This is a genomic window from Micromonospora sp. CPCC 205558 (assembly GCF_036902955.1).
GTDB lineage: Bacteria > Actinomycetota > Actinomycetes > Mycobacteriales > Micromonosporaceae > Micromonospora.
Window position 1 is genome coordinate 118616 of record NZ_JBAKHR010000016.1, and the last position, 17750, is coordinate 136365.

Annotated in this window: 14 protein-coding genes and 5 tRNA genes; 9 read left to right on the forward strand and 10 right to left on the reverse strand. The window is 72.8% G+C overall.

Annotation, left to right across the window (positions count from 1 at the left end; all coding sequences use genetic code 11):
- Positions 1-7: 7 nt before the first annotated feature.
- The 3 genes from V6U86_RS19460 to V6U86_RS19470 form a co-directional block, all read right to left on the reverse strand.
- Positions 8-2938, reverse strand: coding sequence for a M36 family metallopeptidase (locus tag V6U86_RS19460; protein WP_334505249.1), 2931 nt, complete (start codon positions 2936-2938; stop codon positions 8-10).
- A 140-nt stretch (positions 2939-3078) separates the two neighbouring features.
- Positions 3079-3660, reverse strand: a complete 582-nt coding sequence (locus tag V6U86_RS19465) for a TIGR03086 family metal-binding protein (protein ID WP_334505250.1) — start codon at positions 3658-3660, stop codon at positions 3079-3081.
- A gap of 82 nt (positions 3661-3742) precedes the next feature.
- Positions 3743-4345, reverse strand: coding sequence for a TetR/AcrR family transcriptional regulator (locus tag V6U86_RS19470; protein ID WP_334505251.1), 603 nt, complete (start codon positions 4343-4345; stop codon positions 3743-3745).
- A gap of 387 nt (positions 4346-4732) precedes the next feature.
- On the opposite strand from V6U86_RS19470, the gene V6U86_RS19475 reads away from it, so the two are divergent.
- The 3 genes from V6U86_RS19475 to V6U86_RS19485 all read left to right on the forward strand — a co-directional run bounded on the left by V6U86_RS19475 (position 4733) and on the right by V6U86_RS19485 (position 4998).
- Positions 4733-4805, forward strand: a tRNA-Gly gene (locus V6U86_RS19475).
- Positions 4806-4839: 34 nt separating this feature from the next.
- Positions 4840-4910, forward strand: a tRNA-Cys gene (locus V6U86_RS19480).
- A 13-nt stretch (positions 4911-4923) separates the two neighbouring features.
- Positions 4924-4998: transfer RNA gene (locus V6U86_RS19485), tRNA-Val, on the forward strand.
- A 64-nt stretch (positions 4999-5062) separates the two neighbouring features.
- On the opposite strand, the gene V6U86_RS19490 is transcribed toward V6U86_RS19485, so the two are convergent.
- Together V6U86_RS19490 and V6U86_RS19495 are read right to left on the reverse strand one after the other, a co-directional pair.
- Positions 5063-5554, reverse strand: coding sequence for a winged helix-turn-helix domain-containing protein (locus tag V6U86_RS19490; protein ID WP_442934972.1), 492 nt, complete (start codon positions 5552-5554; stop codon positions 5063-5065).
- Between the two features lie 106 nt (positions 5555-5660).
- Complete coding sequence (locus V6U86_RS19495; RefSeq protein WP_334505252.1) at positions 5661-6395, reverse strand: GNAT family N-acetyltransferase; 735 nt, start codon at positions 6393-6395, stop codon at positions 5661-5663.
- 117 nt (positions 6396-6512) lie between these two features.
- Here V6U86_RS19495 and V6U86_RS19500 point away from each other — a divergent pair, with 117 nt between their 5' ends.
- On the forward strand, positions 6513-7094 hold the full coding sequence (locus V6U86_RS19500; protein WP_334505253.1) for a TetR/AcrR family transcriptional regulator: 582 nt from the start codon (positions 6513-6515) through the stop codon (positions 7092-7094).
- A gap of 45 nt (positions 7095-7139) precedes the next feature.
- On the forward strand, positions 7140-8096 hold the full coding sequence (locus V6U86_RS19505; RefSeq protein WP_334505255.1) for an NADP-dependent oxidoreductase: 957 nt from the start codon (positions 7140-7142) through the stop codon (positions 8094-8096).
- Between the two features lie 169 nt (positions 8097-8265).
- On the opposite strand, the gene V6U86_RS19510 is transcribed toward V6U86_RS19505, so the two are convergent.
- On the reverse strand, positions 8266-8508 hold the full coding sequence (locus V6U86_RS19510; RefSeq protein ID WP_334505257.1) for a DUF6458 family protein: 243 nt from the start codon (positions 8506-8508) through the stop codon (positions 8266-8268).
- 148 nt (positions 8509-8656) lie between these two features.
- Between V6U86_RS19510 and V6U86_RS19515 the strand changes: the two genes are divergently transcribed.
- Together V6U86_RS19515 and V6U86_RS19520 are read left to right on the forward strand one after the other, a co-directional pair.
- Positions 8657-8729: transfer RNA gene (locus tag V6U86_RS19515), tRNA-Gly, on the forward strand.
- 48 nt (positions 8730-8777) lie between these two features.
- Positions 8778-8852, forward strand: a tRNA-Val gene (locus V6U86_RS19520).
- A gap of 67 nt (positions 8853-8919) precedes the next feature.
- Here V6U86_RS19520 and V6U86_RS19525 read toward each other — a convergent pair.
- Genes V6U86_RS19525 through V6U86_RS19540 form a run of 4 tightly spaced genes read right to left on the reverse strand, consistent with a single transcriptional unit; the run spans position 8920 to position 16505 of the window.
- Positions 8920-11673, reverse strand: coding sequence for an FtsX-like permease family protein (locus V6U86_RS19525; RefSeq protein WP_334505258.1), 2754 nt, complete (start codon positions 11671-11673; stop codon positions 8920-8922).
- On the reverse strand, positions 11670-14846 hold the full coding sequence (locus tag V6U86_RS19530; protein WP_334505260.1) for an FtsX-like permease family protein: 3177 nt from the start codon (positions 14844-14846) through the stop codon (positions 11670-11672). Before V6U86_RS19530 ends, V6U86_RS19525 begins: the two co-directional genes overlap by 4 nt.
- A gap of 7 nt (positions 14847-14853) precedes the next feature.
- A complete protein-coding gene (locus V6U86_RS19535) occupies positions 14854-15576 on the reverse strand; it encodes an ABC transporter ATP-binding protein (protein WP_334505262.1) in 723 nt (240 codons plus the stop codon).
- On the reverse strand, positions 15573-16505 hold the full coding sequence (locus tag V6U86_RS19540) for an ABC transporter ATP-binding protein (RefSeq protein WP_334505264.1): 933 nt from the start codon (positions 16503-16505) through the stop codon (positions 15573-15575). The genes V6U86_RS19535 and V6U86_RS19540 overlap by 4 nt, the downstream gene beginning before the upstream one ends.
- Positions 16506-16698: 193 nt before the next feature.
- Here V6U86_RS19540 and V6U86_RS19545 point away from each other — a divergent pair, with 193 nt between their 5' ends.
- Positions 16699-17217, forward strand: a complete 519-nt coding sequence (locus tag V6U86_RS19545; RefSeq protein ID WP_334505266.1) for an RNA polymerase sigma factor — start codon at positions 16699-16701, stop codon at positions 17215-17217.
- Positions 17214-17678: a hypothetical protein gene (locus V6U86_RS19550; RefSeq protein WP_334505268.1), complete on the forward strand. Its 465-nt coding sequence runs from the start codon at positions 17214-17216 to the stop codon at positions 17676-17678. The genes V6U86_RS19545 and V6U86_RS19550 overlap by 4 nt, the downstream gene beginning before the upstream one ends.
- Positions 17679-17750: the final 72 nt, after the last annotated feature.

Genomic DNA, 17750 nt, shown 5'->3' on the forward strand with positions numbered 1-17750 from the left:
CACTGTGTCACTTCGAGAACGCCTGGAACTCGGCGATCCTGACCTGGCTCCGGGCCGGGCTGGCGGTCGCGCAGTCCGTCGTCGTGGCCGGGTCGTCGTCCTGCTCGCCCGCGTAGTGCGGGCCGCCGGTGCACTGGCTCGCCAGCACCTCGAGTCGCAGGTGGGTGGCGAGGGTGGTGGGCACCGCGAACGTCCGGAGGTTGATGTCCCGGCTGTACGCCCGGTACGCCCCGCCGGGGAACGCGTCAGCCGCGCTGGTGTAGATGCGCTGCCAGCGCGTCGGGTCCGCGCAGTCGGTGGTCTTCGCGTTGCACGCCGACACCGCGAACGAGCGCAGCGCGCTGAGCGCGTTCTGTGCGCCGGTGTCGACGTCGCCGGTGATCGCCGGGCGCAGCATGGCGCTGACGTTCACCCGCTTGACCGTCTGCGGGGCGCCTCCTGGCAGCGCCACGGTGAGCTGCCGGCCGGCCACCCCGTCCAGGGAGGCCCAGTTCGTCGCCTCGGTGTCGTCGACGACCCGGTCCAGGTTGACCCCGTCGCCGGTGATGGTGGCGCCGGACGCGGTGGAGGCGAGGTTGCGGCTCATCCGCAGGTCGACGTACCCGTCCTGACCGGCCTTGGCGACCACGCCGAGCCGCTGGTGCCCGAAGCCGGGTGCCACGGCCAACAGGTCGTACGTGCCGGCCACCAGCTCCACGGTGTCCGGGATGGCCGTCGCCGGGTCGGTGTCGGCCACCGGCACGGCCCGCGCCTCGTACGCCCCCACGTACACCCGGATCGGCGCGTCGGCGCTGTCCCCGCGCGGACGCAGGGTGAGGGTCGCGTTGCCACCGCGCGGCGAGGCGAAACTGGGCGTCGGGTCGGTGTCGCCGGCGCCGTTGGTGGCGGCGTCGCGGCCCATCCCGGAGCGGGCGAACTCGGCCCAGATCAGGTCCTGGTTGGCGCCGCCGAAGCGGAGCAGGTCGGCGGTGAGCATGTTGTCCCGCATGTCGAGCATGCTGACCTGGCTGGCGGCCTGGAGCAGGAACGAGTCGAAGACCAGCTGCGACCAGCGCCGGTTGCCCGGGCACTTGTCGGCCGCGACCTTGCCCTGCGCGCAGTCGAGCTGCCGTTGCGGTGTGCCGAGGCCGTACCGCTTGACCAGGGCGGAGCGGACCCGGAAGTTGGTGGCGCCCCAGATCTCGCCGTCCGCGTGCACGGCGGGGCCGGCGGTGTTGTAACCGATGTCGGAGTAGTTGAGCGGGCTGCGGCTCAGGTCGTAGTTGCGGATGCCGCTGACCAGGTTGCCGGTGACGTAGCCGCCGGTGATGAAGGGCGTCTCGCCGGGCGCGCGCAGCCCGTGCTGGAAGAGGTACTCGGCGGCGAGCAGGTCGCCCCACGACTCACCCATCGACCCGCCCTGGTGGCCGCTGATCCCGCTGTCCGGGCCGGCGATCATCCGGTTGGTGATCGCGTGGGTGTACTCGTGGCCGATGACCGTCATGTCGTAGTCGCCGTCCACGCACGGCGGGTACGGCCCGCCGGCCTGCGGCTGCCAGAGGTACATGTTGGTGGTCGGCGGCAGCCCGTCGCGCGGGGTGCCCTGGTTGGCGTTGTTCCGGTTGCCGCTCAGCGCGCCCTGCTGGGCACGGCCCTGCTCGGCGTCACCGCCCAGCCCGGACGGGGTGAGGTTGACCGCCTGGAGGTTCCACGCCGACTCGGTGAAGCCCAACTGGTACGACCAGTCGTGCATCCGGTTGTGCATGGCGAACAGGTTGGCGATCGACGCGTCCGCGTCGTTGCGTTGGGCGGAGGTGAACACCCCCGGGTTGCAGCGGGCCTGGTGCCACTGGTCGGTGAAGGGGTACTCGTAGCGGCGTTCCGGGCTGGTGGGCGCCGGCACGACCGGGGTGTTCGCACCCCAGGACAGCACCGTGTTGGCCGAGTTGCCGCGTGAGGTGAAGGTCGGCGTGCCGGTGGCCGCGTCGACGTCCCACGGTTGGCCGGTGGCCGGGTCGCGGAAGGCCGCCTGGCAGCCGGGGGTGGGGTCGCCGCACCAGCGCACCCGGGGGTCCTGCCCGGGGCCGAGGTCGCGCGGCGGGGTGGCCGGGAAGACCGCCCAGCTCGGGTTGTCCGAGTCGAAGTCGACAAGATCCTCGCGGACCAGCACCTGGCCGGTGCTGCCGTCCACATAGCTGGTGAACGCGGCCGGATGCTCGGTGTCCGCGCCGATCATGGTCACCTCGTAGCCGGCCCGAGGCCCATCCAGCGGGGTGGGCACGGCCACCGCGCGGATGGTGTGGCTGGCCACCGCGTCGGCGGTCAGCTTGGCGTCGGCGAGCGCGGCAGCGTACGCCTGCTCGGGGGTGTGGGTGGCCGGTGCCGGCGTGCCGGTGTCGCGGGCCAGCGAGGAGCTGACCGAGAGCACCGTGCCGTCGGCGACCGCGAGGGTGACCAGGCCGTCCGGCCCGGCGGGCAGGTCGCCGAAGCGTTGCCGGAGGGTGACCACGGTGCCGCTGCCGATCGACCGGACCAGCACCCGTTCCATGCTGGCCACCGCGGCGGCGTCCATGCCGAACAGGTCGCGGTTGGCGGCCAGGTAGGCGCGGGCGGCGGCCTCCGGGTCGGTGGGCAGCCCGGTGGCGAGGGGGGTGCGACCGGGGCCGAGCGCCTGCGGGGTGCCGAGTCGGTTCCACCGGACGTCGGGGTCGACGGCGCGGGCCAGGCCGCGTTGGCGGGCGTCGGGTGCCGCCGTACCGGTGCGGTTGTCGGCGTCGGCGGGCGCGTGCCCCTCGGCGAACGGCCCGGACCGGCGCTCGGCGGACGCCACGCCGCCGGTGGGAGCCGCGGTGCTCACGCCGCTGGGGAGCAGCGCGGCGATCGTCGCCGTCGTCGCCAGGATGGCGATGAGCCGGCGTCGGCGCCGGCTCATCGGGGGTGACCACTCCGGTTGTGGCACGGGACCTCCTCGTGGGAGCGGGATGGCCGGCGAGTCGCCGACCACAGATGCGCGGTGACGCATGCGCATCTGTGGATATCAGTCTCCCAAGGTCACGGCAAGGTCCCGAGCCGCTATCGCGCCAACAGATCGAGATTTGGTCAGTCGGTCGGCGCCCAGTCGGGGTCGCGGCCGAACGCGGCCAGCAGGCGGTCCTGTTCGTCGGCGTCGTCGGGTACCCGTACCCCGGTGCGGACCAGGTTGTCGCGCTGGTAGGCGTCGATCTGGCCGGCGAACCACTGGGCGGCGGCGCGCACCGCGTCCGGGTCGAGCCGCGGCTGCGCGCCGATCGCCACCGCCACGTCCCAGCCGTGCACGAGGTGCTCGGCGAGGAGTTGCTGGAGGTACTCGGCGGCCGGGGCCTCGCCGCTGGAGAGCTGCACGGTGCGGTCGATCGTGCCGGGGTGGGTGGCGGCGATCTCGGCCTGCGCGGCGGCCTCCCGCGCGGCAGCGATCGGGTCGTCGCTGAGCTGGTCACCGTCGAACCGGTCGCCGACCTCGTCGATGGTCCGGCCGGCGAGCAGGGGAACGCTCCACCGGTCCTCGGTCACCACGTGATTGACCAGGGTGCGGACGTCCCAGTCCGAGCAGGGTGTCGGGTCGGACCACTGGGCGGGCGCGATCTGCTCCACCCGGTCGACGAATTCGGCCAGGCTCCGGCGGTACGCCTCCAGGGGATCCATGCCGCCGATTGTTCCGGTCGGAGGGGCGGTTCGAGCCCGTTTTGCCCGGCCTGGTGGGGGTGATCGGTGCTGGTTGCGCAGATCAGTCCAGGTCGGTCGGGTCCAGGCCGAGCTCCCGGGCGGTGACCAGCCGGACCCATTCGCCGAACTGTCGGCGGGAGATCACCCGGTCGTGCACGGCGAGTTGGACGGCGAGGCCGTCCATCACCGCGCTGATCCGCCAGGCGGCCCCGTCGGGGTCGGCGCACTGGAAGGTGCCGTCGGCCACCCCGGCGCTGATCACCGCGGCCAGGTCCTGTCGCCAGCGCAGGTCGAGCCGGCGGGAGACCTTCTCCAACTCGGGGGTACGCAGGGACTCCGACCAGCCGTCGATCCACATCGACCAGGAGGTCGCCCGCCCGGCCGGGGTGTAGAGCTTGAGGATCCGGCGGAGCTTGGTCAGCGGTGGGGCCGAGGAGCGGGTCACCGCGTCCAGCCGGGCCAGGTCCTGTTCGACCGCGTACGCGAAGGCCTGCGCGAGCAGCCGCTCCTTTGTGGCGAAGTGGTAGAAAACCAACGCCTGACTCACGCCCGCGGCGTTCGCCACGTCCGCCGTCCGGGTGTTGGCCAGACCGCGCTCGACGATCACGTCACAGGCGGTGCGCAGCAGGGCATCCAGGCGGATCTCGGCCGCACGTCTCGTCACGACCGTTACCGTAGCCCATCCGACTGAACACGAACAGTTACCACCACGCGCCGATCCGCGCGGTGACAGTCGGAAGCCGGACACTTCCTCCGAGCGTCCTCGGTCGTTCCAATGGGAGTGTTCGTCGAGGTCTGCTGCCCAGTGCTGGAGTGCTCAGGCATCGACGGTCGGTTGTGCGACGCGACGATGACGATCATTGCCTACTGATGTCGGAGGGTGACGGTCGGTGTGGGTATCAGACATCAGGCCAGCCCCCTAGGAAGCTCACCGGCGGTGGCTCCGGTCCAGCCCCGGCCACCCGGGACGCGCCGAGGCGACCCCGATTTGGCAGTCAAACACCTACTCGGCTAAAGTTCTCATCCGTCACCCGGGAACGTCCGGGGGCGTGCGGACGTAGCGCAGCTGGTAGCGCATCACCTTGCCAAGGTGAGGGTCGCGGGTTCGAATCCCGTCGTCCGCTCGGAGCTGCCGCCACGCATGACGGGGGCAACCTCGGTGGGGTGGCCGAGAGGCGAGGCAACGGCCTGCAAAGCCGTGTACGCGGGTTCAAATCCCGTCCCCACCTCGGCAACAAGCACGGGCGATTGGCGCAGTGGGAGCGCGCTTCCTTGACACGGAAGAGGTCACTGGTTCAAACCCAGTATCGCCCACCAGAGGAGAACGGCTCGTTACCGGAAGACCCGGTGACGAGCCGTTCCGCTTGTGGCGCGACGATCGTCAGTCGACGCTGAGTCGATAGCCGATTCCCCGCACGGTGTGCACGCGCAGGGTGTCGTCGGCGGCGCGCAGTTTGCGACGTAACCGCTTCACGGCCGAGTGCAGGATCGACGTGTCGCCGAGGAACGCGCAGCCCCAGACCGATTCGAAGAGGCGCTCGTACGTCCAGACCCCGACCGGCGCGGTGGCGAGTTGGGTGAGCAGGTTGCGCTCGAGTCGGGTCAGGGCCAGCGGCTTCCCGCGCCACGTCACCCGGTGCTCAAGCGGGTCGATGGTGAGGTCACCGAGGCTGATCTGGCCGGCCGCGCCGACAGGTGGAGCGGCGGCGGGCGTGGACGCGGGGGTGGGGAGCCGGGCCGGCCCACCGATGATCGGTCCGCCGATCATCGCCTGCAACTCCGCGAGGTCGGTGCAGATCACCAGAGTGCCGAGGCCGTTCAGGCGTCGGACCATCCGCTCGCGCACCGCCACGTCAGCTGTCACACAGAACACGAGAGACACATCGTCGATCACTGTCGTACCTCCCCAGGTGCCAGTAAAGACAACGCTGTCTGAACCCCGTAGTCAATGGTTTCTGGCGTGCCGCGCGCGCTGGCCCTCAGAATGTCAACAGACGGAACTCGCCCACCGGCTGGAAACCGAGGCTGCGGTAGACCGACTCACCGACCGCCGACGAGGTGAGGGCGGCGGTGCGGACGCCCCGTTCAGCGGCCAGATCGAGCGCGGCCCGGGTCATCGCCGCGCCGATGCCCCGGCGGCGCTGCTCCGGCTGGGTGCCGACGAAGTAGAGCGTGACCAGACCGTGGCTGATCCAGGCGACGGCCGTGGCGACGACCCGACCGTCATCGAGGTGGCCGACCAGCCGAAGCACCATGCCGTCGCCAGTGAACGCCTTCTCTCGTTCGATCGTCGCCGGCACGGCGTCCGCCGGAATTCCGGACACCCGGGCGTAGGCCGTGACGAACGTGGCGAGGTCGGTGCTCTCGGCGATGTGCAGGCCGGCCGGAGTCGGAACGTCGGCTGCCTCCCCGATCCCCACGGTCATGATCGGCATGCGGGCGACCTGCACGGCGCCGAGGGCGACCAGGCCGTCCGCGGTGCCGGCGTCGCTGTCCGGGCCAACCCACCAGACCCGGGGTACGCCGTGCAGGCGCTGCCGGGCCTCGGCGAGCGCGTCCTGTGGCGTGCGCCCGGCCACCCGCAGCACGCCGTTGAGAGGTGCGTGCGGCACGTCACTGCGGTAGGTCGGGAGGTCTGAGCCCCCGGCGACGCCAATGTTCCAACCGAGCAGGTACGCCCGGTGCGCGGTCAGCACCGTGTCGAGAGGCTCCATGATCTGGATGTTAACTCGGCTGTCGGAACCCTCCTCGCCAGCGGAAACGGCTCGTTTCGGCCGGCTGTGACCGGCGATACTTTGTCGATCGTTCCAGATAGTGGGTAGGGTTCGGTCATGGCCCGTACCCGTGAGTTCGACCTCGACGCCGCGGTCAACGCGGCCATGGACGTGTTCCGGAGCAAGGGCTACGAGGGCACCTCCATGCGTGACCTCTCCGAGGCGACCGGTTTGGGCAGCGGCTCCATCTACGCCGCGTTCGGCAGTAAGGACGGCCTCTACCTGGCGGTGCTCGACCTGTACCGGCAGCGCTACGCCACCCCGATGGTCGATCTGCTGCGCTCCGGCAACGACGCGCGCGCGGTCATCCGGGAGGTCTTCATCGGCACGGTGGACGACATCACCGGCGACGGCCGGCACCTCTCCTGCCTCATCGTCGGGGCGTCGATGGAACGGGCGCACCAGGACGTGCGGGTCGCCGAGCGGCTCCGCTCGACCACCCAGTCCCTGGAGTTGGCGCTCTACGACCTGCTCGCCGAGGCCCAGTTGCGCGGTCAGATCACCACCGACCGCAGCGCCACCGACCTGGCCGGCTTCCTGGTGACCAGCCTCCAGGGCCTGCGGGTAATGGGCGCCATCAACCCGGACCGGGCGGCGCTGACCCGGTACGCCGAGGTCGCGCTCACCTGCCTGGACTGACCGCCGGACAACGTGTCGCCCGGTAACCCGAATGAGGAGTCACGCATGAGAGCGGTCGGACTACTGCGCTACGGCGGGCCCGAGGTGCTGCGGGTGGTCGAGCTTCCGACGCCGCACGCCGGCCCTGGCGAGGTCCGCATCCGGGTACGCGCCGCGGCGGTCAACCCCGCGGACACCCTGATCCGGGCCGGTATGACACCGGTGCGACTGCGCGGCAGCGACCCGCTGCTGCCCGGCCAGGACATCGCCGGCATCATCGACGAGGTGGGCTTGGGGACCAGTGGCGCACTCGCCCCGGGTGACCCGGTGATGGCCATGATCAATCCGACCCGGGCGGCCGGCGGTGGGTACGCCGAGTGGGTCGTGCTCCCGGAGAACTGGGTGGTGTCCGCGCCGGCGGGCGTCTCACCCGCCGAGGCGGCCACCCTGCCGTTGAACGGGCTGACCGCCCTGCACGCCCTGGACCAGTTGCGGCTGCCACCCGGCAGCACCCTTGCGGTGACCGGAGCGGCCGGTGCCGTCGGCGGGTACGCGGTACAGCTCGCCAAGGCCGCCGGTCACCGGGTGTTGGCCGACGCGGCGCCCGCTGACGCCGAACTGGTCGCCGCGCTCGGTGCCGACGTGACGGTGACCCGGGGTCCGGGTGTCGCCGACCGCTTCCGGGAGCATGCCCCGGACGGGGTGGACGCCGCTGTCGACGCCGCGTTGCTCGGTGGCGCCTTGCTGCCCGCGGTGCGCGAGGGCGGTGCCGTGGCGCTGCTGCGCGGCGGGCCCGATCCGGTGCTGCGGGCGCAGGCCGACCAGCGCGGGATCGACATGGTGTCCGCGTACGTGCACGAGTACGACGGGCGCCGCGACAAGCTCGACCTGCTTCGGCGACTCGCCGAGGAGGGTGCACTGACCCTGCGGGTCGCCGGCCGGTTTCCGCCGCAGGAGGCGGCCCGCGCGCATCAGCTCCTGGAAGCCGGAGGGGTGCGCGGCCGGTTGGTCATCGAGTTCTGATTCCGCCGCCGGCACCAATGGAGCATGGCGGGTTCACTCACGGGCGGCGATGCCTACCCGTCGTCTGCTGGGTCGCCGGTGCGACAGGCCGGCCGCCTTCGATGAGGCGGCCGGCCGGCCCGGAATCACGGTGATCCGCCGGCTCCGCCAGCGATTGGACGCAGTCGGGTCACAGCGGCGGCGCGATGTCCCGCCGCTCCTCGACCTGTCGGTACTCCACCGGCTGCTCCGTGGTGCTGACGACCTGGCGGCGGCGACCCCAGATCAGCGTGGTCATGATCAGGCCGAGCACGCCGGCGCCCATCAGGATCCAGCCGACCACGTCGAGGTTGATGCCGCCGACGCTCGCGTCCATTGCGAAGGTGAGGATCGCGCCGAGCGCGATCAGGAAGATGCTGGTGCCGATACCCACGACAGCCTCCTTAGGGGGTGTGGTGCGCTGTCGAGGGTGTTCAGTACCCCGCTGCCGACCGGCGCAATCGCCACCGCCCGAGGGTGCCGTGCCAAGCGATCTTGGCATCGGGTAGAGTTCACCTGTCGCCGACGCGAGTCGGGGACGTGCGGACGTAGCGCAGCTGGTAGCGCATCACCTTGCCAAGGTGAGGGTCGCGGGTTCGAATCCCGTCGTCCGCTCGCGATCTGCCCCATCGGGGCTTGGCTGCCGGGTTCGGCGGTCGCCACGGGCGATTGGCGCAGTGGGAGCGCGCTTCCCTGACACGGAAGAGGTCACTGGTTCAAACCCAGTATCGCCCACCATGTATCACTGATCCACACCAGGTTGGACAAGATCAACGTCCGATCTGGTGTGTTTTTTTGTAGCCGGTCACTCGCCGGCGCGCAGTACCTCACTCAGCCGGTCGCGTCGCCGCAGCGCCGACTCGACAGGTACGACCGCGACGGCTGCCGCCAGCAGCACCACGCTCACCAGGCCGAGCAGCCACCACGGCAGGACCGCCGCCGGGTCGGCGGCTTGGCCGGTGACCAACCGCAGGTCGAGCGGGCCGAGCGTCAGGCGCGCGAGCAGGGCCCCGAGCAGCGGGCCGCACACCGCGACGACCACGACCGGCGGCAGCAGCTCTCCGGCAGCGACCCAGCGGGCGTCGCGTGGCCGCAGGCCGAGGGTCCGCAACCGGGTCAGGGTCTGCCACCGCTCCGACGCACCTGCGGCGGCGGCGAGCATGAGGCCGAGCAACCCGAGCGCCAGCAGCACCGCGGCGGCCGTCCACGCCAGCCGTAACAGCCCTGCGGTCAGAGGAGCCGCTCGCTGCGCCCGCAGGACGTCAGCGCGCAGCACGACGTCGGCGGCGACGCCGGTGTTCGACACGGCCTGCGCCGCGCCGGGGCCGGTCACCCAGACGGTGTTCGGCACGGCGGGCAGCCCGGCGACGCCGAGGGCCGTGGCGTCCACGATGACGACGTCGTTGGTGCCGCCGACGGAGGGAGCGGTACCGACCGCGGCCAGACGGATCGCCGGGGCGTCGTCCCGGGGCAGCTTCAGCCGCATGCCGGTCCGCAGCTCGCCGTTGCTGGACCGGACCAGCGCGGGGACGTCCCCGGTGCCGGGTGCCGTGAGCCGGGCCAGCGCCGGCGCGTCGGGCAGCGGGGTGCTGGCCAGCAGCCGCTGGAACGCGGCGGTGTCCACGATGACCAGGCGTGGGGTGAGCAGAGTCGATTCGGTGAAGACGGGTGCCGAGGCGGCTATCTGCGCGACGACGACCTGCTCCACCCCCGGTGCGGCGGCGATGCGCTCGGCGAGTGCGGGCATGGCGGCCACGGCGTCTTCGCCGACATCGACGCGGGCGTCGGCGCCGACGGTGCTCCACGCGCCGTCGGTCAGACCCCGGCTGACGGTGGGGCCGAGGATCAGCGCGAACGACGCGAGCGCCGTGGTGCTGACCAGAACCAGCAGCGGCAGCGCGCGCCCGGCCGTGGTGGCCGTCTGGGCGGCACCGAACACGGCCAGCGGGCGGCGCGAGCGCAGGGCCTGTCGCAGCGCGAACCGCGCCCCGAGGGGCAGCAGCCGGAGCAGGACGAGCGCGCCGACGAGCGCGCCCAGAGTGAGGGCGCTGATCGGCAGGATCAGGTCGCCGGTCACCGCACCGGTGTCGCCGTCGGCGTCGACGGGCAGGAGCCCGCGTTGGTGCAGGGCGACGAAGGCGGCGACCGCGGCGATCAGAACAGCGGCCTCCACGGCGGTGCGGCGCAGCTGACCGGTGGCCCGGATCCAGTGCCGGGCGGCCCGGTTGGCGGGTTGGCGTCGGTCACGGCTGGCGCGGGCGGCGGCGAGGGTGCCGAACGTCGGCCCGGCGGCGGCGCCGGCCAGGACCACGGGGACGGTCCAGGTCCAGGAGACGTCCGGAGCGGCCGCGCGGGCGAGCGCGAGCCCGAGGGCGGCGGCCGACAGGGACACCACTGTGGATTCGATGACCAGTTCCGTACCCAGGTCGGGTAGCGCAGCCCCGCGCTGCCGTGCGGCGCTCAGCGCCGGGGTGCGGCGGCGCACCAGCAGGTCGGCGGCGAGCAGCAGGACCAGCACCGTGGCGGTCAGCACCCCGGTGAGCAGGACGGCGGCCTGTGCGGCAGCGGCGCTGTTGCGGGCACTGGCGTCGCGCAGGATGGTGTCGAGCTGCGATTCCCACTTCAGCGAACTGTCTCGGGCGCTCGACGAGCCGGAGATCGCCTTGAGCTTGACCACCTGGCCGGCGAGCGCCGCGGTGCTGTCCCAGGCGAGCACGTCGGGGTCGGGGGCGAAGTGCACGGTACGCCGCAGCTGGTCCTCTTCCACGGCGACTCGGGCGTCCGGTAACGACTCGCGCGACAGCAGACCACCGAACCGGGTGGTCCCCACGCCGTCGGCGCCGGGGACGGCACGCAGCAGCGCCGGGGCGAGTCGCCAGGCGGGGTCGGCGCTGTCCACGGGTTGGTAGATCCCGCTGATCCGGACGTCCCGGTCATGACCCTGGCCGTCCTTGACCGGGATCCGATCGCCGGGGCCGAGGTCGAGTGCGGCGGCGTCCGCCTTGGTGAGGCCGACCTGCACCGGCCAGGGCGGTCCGTCGGAGGGGATCTCGACGTATTCATCGCGGGTGACGGGGCCAGGGGCGCTGCCGGCGATCCAGGTCACGTCGGGGCCGCCGCCGTCATCAGACAGGTAGGTGAACTGGAAGGTACGCGGCACCGTGCTGTCGGTGATGGTGAGGATCGGACCGTTGACGACGACGACGGGCGGGAGCAGCGCGGCGTCCAGTTCGGGCCCGAGCGCGTAGGTCGCCCGGGCGCGGAAGTTGTCGACGTCCTCGGCGAGGCGGGCTATCCGGGCCCGTCCGCCAGTCTGCCCGTCGTCGCGGTCCCAGTGGGCGAGTGCGAGGACGTTCGCATCCGCATCGGAGCGGCGGACCGTGTCCTGGATCGCCGCGTCGGCGGCGGCCCGCAGCAGCGCCGGTACGGCCCCGGCGAGCAGCGCGACGGCAGCGATGACAGCGGCGGTGAGCAGCAGCGGTCCGGCGTCGGTACGGCCACGGCCGCGAACGCTGGGCCAGTGCGGCGCCGGCCACCGGCGGAACAGCCACCGCTTCACGGCGCCACCCGCAGGTGCGCGGCGTCGGCCCGGCGGACCTGGACGGTGACCACGACGGTGACCGCCAGCAGGCATCCGGCCAGCAGCACGGCGAGTAGTGCGGCCTCGGCCGGCCACGGCCAGTGTGGCTGGGCGGCCGGGACGGGCGCGGCCCCGGTGTCGGAGCGTACGAGCAGCGGGGCGACGACGCCGGTGGCCAGCGCGCCGACGGCCGCACCCGCCGCGAGCAGGGGCAGCAGAACGCCGGCGTGCTGGCCGAGCAGCACGGCCCGGATGTCGCGCCGGGACATCCCCAGGCCGCGTAGCCGGGCCACCTCGACCGCGCGAACCTGGAGATCGCAGGTCACGTGCAGGGCGACGCCGGCGAGCAGCAGCAGGACCGCGGCCGGGACGATGAGCCGGAGTGCGGCCGGCAGCCCGGCGCGCAGCGGGCCGCCGGTGAGGCGGGCGGTCTCCGCCTCGCGGGTCGTGACGGTGCCCAGGTGCAGGGCGTCGGCCCGCTCGGCGGCGCCAGCGCCGGCCGGGTGGCCGACCCACCAGGCGTCGACCGGGAACGTCAGGTCGGCTTGGACGGCGCGTGCTCGTGACAGTGTGTCCAGGTCGGCGAGGATGGCGAAGGCGTCGGGGGCGGACGGTACGGTCGGCACGACCTCGGTGACGATGATCGGGACGGGCGTGGTGCCGACCGTGACGCTGAGTCGGCTGCCACGGTCGGTGCCGACCTCGCTGGCGAAGCTCTCGGAGACGGCGACGGGCACCGGGCCGGGGTCCGGGAAGGCGGTCGCGACGAGGGTCCGGGCGGCTTCGTCGGCGCCGCCGAGTTCGACGGTCGCGGCCATCCGCAGCGAGGTTCCCGTCGGCGCGCCGGACAACGTGACTGTCGGGTCGCGCACCTTGTTCGGGATCGGCGGCGCGGACGTGGCGGTCCAGTCCGATCCGTCGGTGGACCTCTCCGCCGACCCGGCGGGAGGGATGGTGAGCGTGACGGCGACGGCGACGGGTCCGGCGGTGACCGTGTCGGGTCCGGCGGTGACCGGCAGGGCGACCGCGACGAGGCGCAGCCCGTCAGCCGCCGCGCAGTCGGGCAGCTGAATCTCCTGGCCGTCGAGCAGGACGTCGGGACCGTCGCAGGACGTGCGGAGGCCGGTGGCGTCCTGCAGGAGCAGCCGGGGCGTCACGGTGAGCGGACTGTCGCCGTCGGTGGTCCCGCTCAACACGAGCGGGGCACCGGTGGGGACGGGGAGGCCGGCGACCCGGGTGCGCGGTGCCAGCGTGGCACCCACGTCCACCCAAACGCGATCGTTGTCCAGCCGCCCGCGCAGCAGCGCGTCGGCACGGGTGGCGTCGACGGCGACCAAGCGGGGCGCCTTGCCGGCGGTGCCGAGCCACTGGCCGACCGTGGTACCACGGTTGAGGGCCGGACTCACCGCCCCCGCGGTGGCCGCGCTGAGCAGCGCGCCGTCTCCGGCCGCCGGCGCCGTGCTGAGGGTCAGGGCCAGGTCGGTGCCGACGGAGAGCGCGGCCTGGTCGCGTTGCGACTGGTGCCACGTGCTGTCGACGGCGAGGCCGAAGGTTCCGGCCGCGCAGGCCAGCCCGACGAGCAGCCCCGCGGCGACCGCCTGTGGCCGGCGGGCGGCCTCGGCCACCGCCAGCGGGAGAGCCAGCCCGCGGGCCCGGTACGCCAGCCGGTCGGCACCGCGCAGGGCGGGCAGTACCACCCGCAGCGCCAGGGCGGCCCCCGCGGTGAGCAGCAGCGCCGGTGCGAGCACCCGGGCCGCGTCGGCGTGTGGGCTGGCGTCGGTGGGCTGCGCGTACAACTGCCACCAGCCGGCGACGGCGAATGCCGCGAGCAACAGGTCGACGCCGGAGCGGGCCAGCAGTTCGCGGCGGGTGCGCCGGTCGCCGGCTGCCGGGACGGCCCGGATCGCCAGGACGGTGAGGACGGCGGCGAGCAGCAGTGCCCCGCCGGCGACGGCGAGGACCTGGACACCGGTGATGGTCGGCCGGGTGGTCAGGCCGGCGCCGTCCAACGGCGGCAGGCGGGTCAGGCTGGCGTGCAGGGCCGACGAGGCCGGTATCGCGAGCGCGGCGGCGACGGCGGTGACGAGGCCGCCCTCGAGTGTCGCGGTGGCGGCGAGTTGGCGACGGCTGGTGCCCAGGGCGGACCGCAGGGCCGTCTCGTCGGCGCGGATGCCCGCGGTCAGCCGACCGGCGAGGACGAGCGCCGTCACGGCCAGGACACCGCAGAGGACGGCGATGGCGAGTACGACGGCGGCGGTGACCTGCCGTTGGTCGTCGGCGGCCCGCAGGGTCAGCGGCAGCTCGGAGGCGACCCGGGCGAGCTGGACGCGGTCGACGAGGGCAGCGGCCAGCCGGCCGTCGGCATCCCGGACGGCCGCGGCAACGGTATCCAGGTCACGGCGGTTGTTGCGGGACAGATCCGGATGGGCGCTGACCTCCATCCGGTCCACTGTGGCCCCTGTGGTGACCAGGTCGGCGAGGTCGACGATGAACGGGCCGTAGGCGTTGACCGGCTGCATGAAGCGGCCGTCCCGGTAGCCGATGACGGAGCCCTCCGCGGACAGCGGGTCGCGGTCCCAGCCGCGCCCCGGCAGCGCGCGTACCACACCGACGACTGTCACGTCGATGGCCGGGACGGGCGCGTGGGCCAGTTCGGCGCCGAGGCGTACCCGGTGCCCGGGGGCCAGGTCGAGCAGTCGGGCGGTGGAGTCCAGCAGCACCGCGTCGCCCGGCTGCTGTGGCCAGCGCCCGGTGACCAGCTCCGCTCGGGCCGGCAGGTCGTCCAGGCCCGACAGGTACGCCTGGGCCGGAACGGTGGTGCCCGGGGCGAGTTCGGGCGGCAGCGCCCGCAGCACTGTCGACGCCCGCGCGGATGTCGTCACCGGGAACGGTGCGAGCGCGGAGGTCACCACGGTGCGGGTGTCGTCGGCGACGGACGACGCGTCCCGGCCCTCGACCGTGCCGGTGTAGACGGTCACGTCGACGGCGGCGGGTGCGGCGCGGGCCATGGCGACCTCCAGCGCCCGCTCGGCGGTGCGGGTGACCAGCAGCGTGCAGGTGCCCAGCAGGGTCGCGCCGATCGTGACGACCCCGAGGAGGGCTGCCAGCAACGGCCACTGCGCGCGGGCACGCCGGCTGACCAGCCTCAGCATCGTCGCGTCACCTGACGTCCGGCACGGGCTCGTACGGCTGCCCGGCCGCCTGTTCGTGCAGGTGCCCGTCGTGGATGCGGATCACCCGGTCGGCCAGGGCCATCATCACCGCGTCGTGCGTCGACACCAGGACGGTGACGCCTTCGGATTCCACAATCCCGCGCAGCAGGGCCATCACCGACAGGCCTGTCTCGGCGTCCAGTTGCCCGGTGGGCTCGTCGGCGAGCAGTAACCGGGGCGAGGCAGCCAGCGCGCGGGCGATCGCCACCCGCTGCTGCTGGCCGCCGGACAGCTCGGCCGGCCGCTGCCCGGCGTGGTCGGCCAGGCCGACCAGCTCCAGCAGCAACTCGACCCGCCGCTCGCGCTGGGCCGGGGCGACGCGGGCCAGCCGCAGCGGGGCGGCGACGTTCTCCGCCGCCGACAGCACCGGGATCAACCCGAAGCTCTGGAAGACGTACGACACCTTCTCGCGCCGCAGCAGGGACAGGCCATCCTCGTCGAGCGCGGTGACGTCGGTGTCGTTGACGTGCACGGTGCCGGCGTCCGGTCGGTCCAGGCCGCCGATGACGTTGAGCAGGGTGGTCTTGCCCGAGCCGGACCGGCCGACGAGCGCCACCATGGAACCGGCGGCCACGTCGAACGACACCCCGCGCAGGGCGTGTACGACTGTCGGCCCGGTGCCGAAGCGCCGGTGTACGCCGCGGACGCGCAGCAGCGGCTCGCCACTCATTCGTCGCCCCCCGAATCGGGGTGGATCGTGATGTGGTCGGGCTCCAGGGCGAGCCGGACCCGTCTGGTCAGCGCCAGCGCCTGGCGGAACTCGCGGGGCACCTGGACCCGCCCGGCCCGGTCCATCACGGCGTACTCCTCGGCGATCATGTGCGTGTCGCCCGCCGCGTCGGTGGTGCTGCGGCGCAGCACCTCGCTGCTGGTGCGCCCGTCCCGGATTGCGACGGTCCGCTCGACCTGGCCGCTGACCTCCGGGTCGTGGGTCACCACGACAACGGTGACGCCGTAACGCCGGTTGACGTCCCGCAGCACGCCGAAGACCTCCGCGGACGTGGCGGCGTCCAGCTCGCCGGTCGGTTCGTCGGCGAGCAGGACCTGCGGCTGGTTGGCCAGCGCCACCGCGATCGCGACCCGCATCTGCTGCCCTCCGGAGAGTTGCCCGGGGCGCCGATCGGCGCAGTCGGCGACGCCGAGGCTGTCCAGCAGCTCGGCCGCGCGTTGCCGGCGTTCCTCCTTCGCGGTGCGGGCCGCCCTCATTGGCAGGTCCACCATCTCCCGTGCGGTCAGGTAGGGGATCAGGTTGCTCGCCGTCTGCTGCCGGACGAACCCGACGGTGTGCCGCCGGTAGGCGACCCGGTCCGCGCGGGACATCGCCAGCAGATTCCACTTGTCGACCCGGACCCGTCCGGCGGTGGGGGCGTCGATGCCGGCCAGAATGGAGAGCAGTGTCGACTTGCCCGACCCGGAGGCGCCGACGACGGCGACCAGCTCACCGCTCTGCACGGCCAGGTCCAGTCCCTGCAGTGCCTGCACCTCGATCGAACCGGTCTGGTAGATCCGCACCAGGTTTTCGCAGACGATGAGCGCGTCCCGGCCGAACTCGGGCGCCCGCGCGGATGGCCGCGGCAGGGACAGCGGTGTGCTGGACATTCCCTCTCCGTCCGGGTCGGGCCGATTGAAGCAGTTTCGCAATCGGCGGCTCTGTTGACCATGCCCTGGGGGGCTTTCCTGCATTCTGGACGAGGCTCCGCTGGGGACCGTTCACCTGCCGAGGCCGGTTTTCCCTGTGCGGGTCGTGAACCTGCCGGGCTCCCACGCCGACTGAACAGGCGAAGGAGGTCCGATGAGCGATGAGTTGCTGGTGGTCCGCTGCCAGTTGGGTGAACGGGAGGCGTTCACCGAACTGGTGCAGGGCTGGCATCCGGCGGTCGAGCGGTACGTAGGGCGGATGCTCGGCGGGTCCGACGACGATGTGGTGCAGGAAATCTGGTTGGCGGTCTTCAACGGGCTGCCGACGTTGCGGCAACCGGACCGTTTCACCCCGTGGCTGTTCACCATCGCCCGCCGGGCGGTGATGAACCGGCTGCGGGACGCGTACGCCCGCCCGGAACCCGAACCGATCGTCGACCTGCCGGGCGACGACGAGGCCGAGGGTGTCGTCAACCGGGAGACGTTGGCCGGGGCGTTGGCGGCGCTTCCCGCCCGGGAACGGGAGGTCCTTCTGCTGTTCCACCTTGAGGACCAGCCGCTGGACGCCTGCGCGCAGATCTGCGGCGTACCCGTCGGCACTGTCAAGTCGCGGCTCAACCGGGCCCGCAGGTTGTTGCGCCACGAACTGGTGCGGAAGGGGTACGAGGCATGACTCCGGAAGAGGTGTTGGCGCGACTGGACGCGCCGTTGTCGCTGCGCAGGCGGGTCTTCTACCTGGCCGTGGCCTTCGCCGGTCTCACCGGGAGCGCGCTGATCGGCCTGCTCTGGGTCACCGAGCCCGGGTTGCCGACGCGTACGAGCGTGGCCTTCGGCGTCCTGGTGGCGATCGGTCTGGGCTGGGCCGCGTTCGGTGGCTGGGCGGTGACCCGCCGGACTCCGCTGTTCGCCCGGGACCGGGTGGTCGCCGGCTGGCTCGGCGTCGCTGCGTGGTTGGCGTTCAGCGTCGGCGCGCTGGTCATCAGCCTGCTGCGGCACGAACGGGAACCGGCGCTGCTGGGCGTTGTGCTCCTGCTCGGCGCGCTGGCTGCCCTGAACCTGCGGGTGGCCCGTCGGGCGCGGGCGGCGCTGGTGCGTCGCCGGAACGCGCTGGCCGCAACGACGACGGGTGAGTAGGTGAACGCCGTACCCCCGCGACCTCACCGGGATCGCACGGCCGGTGCGCGCCTGGCGGTTCTGCCACGGGCA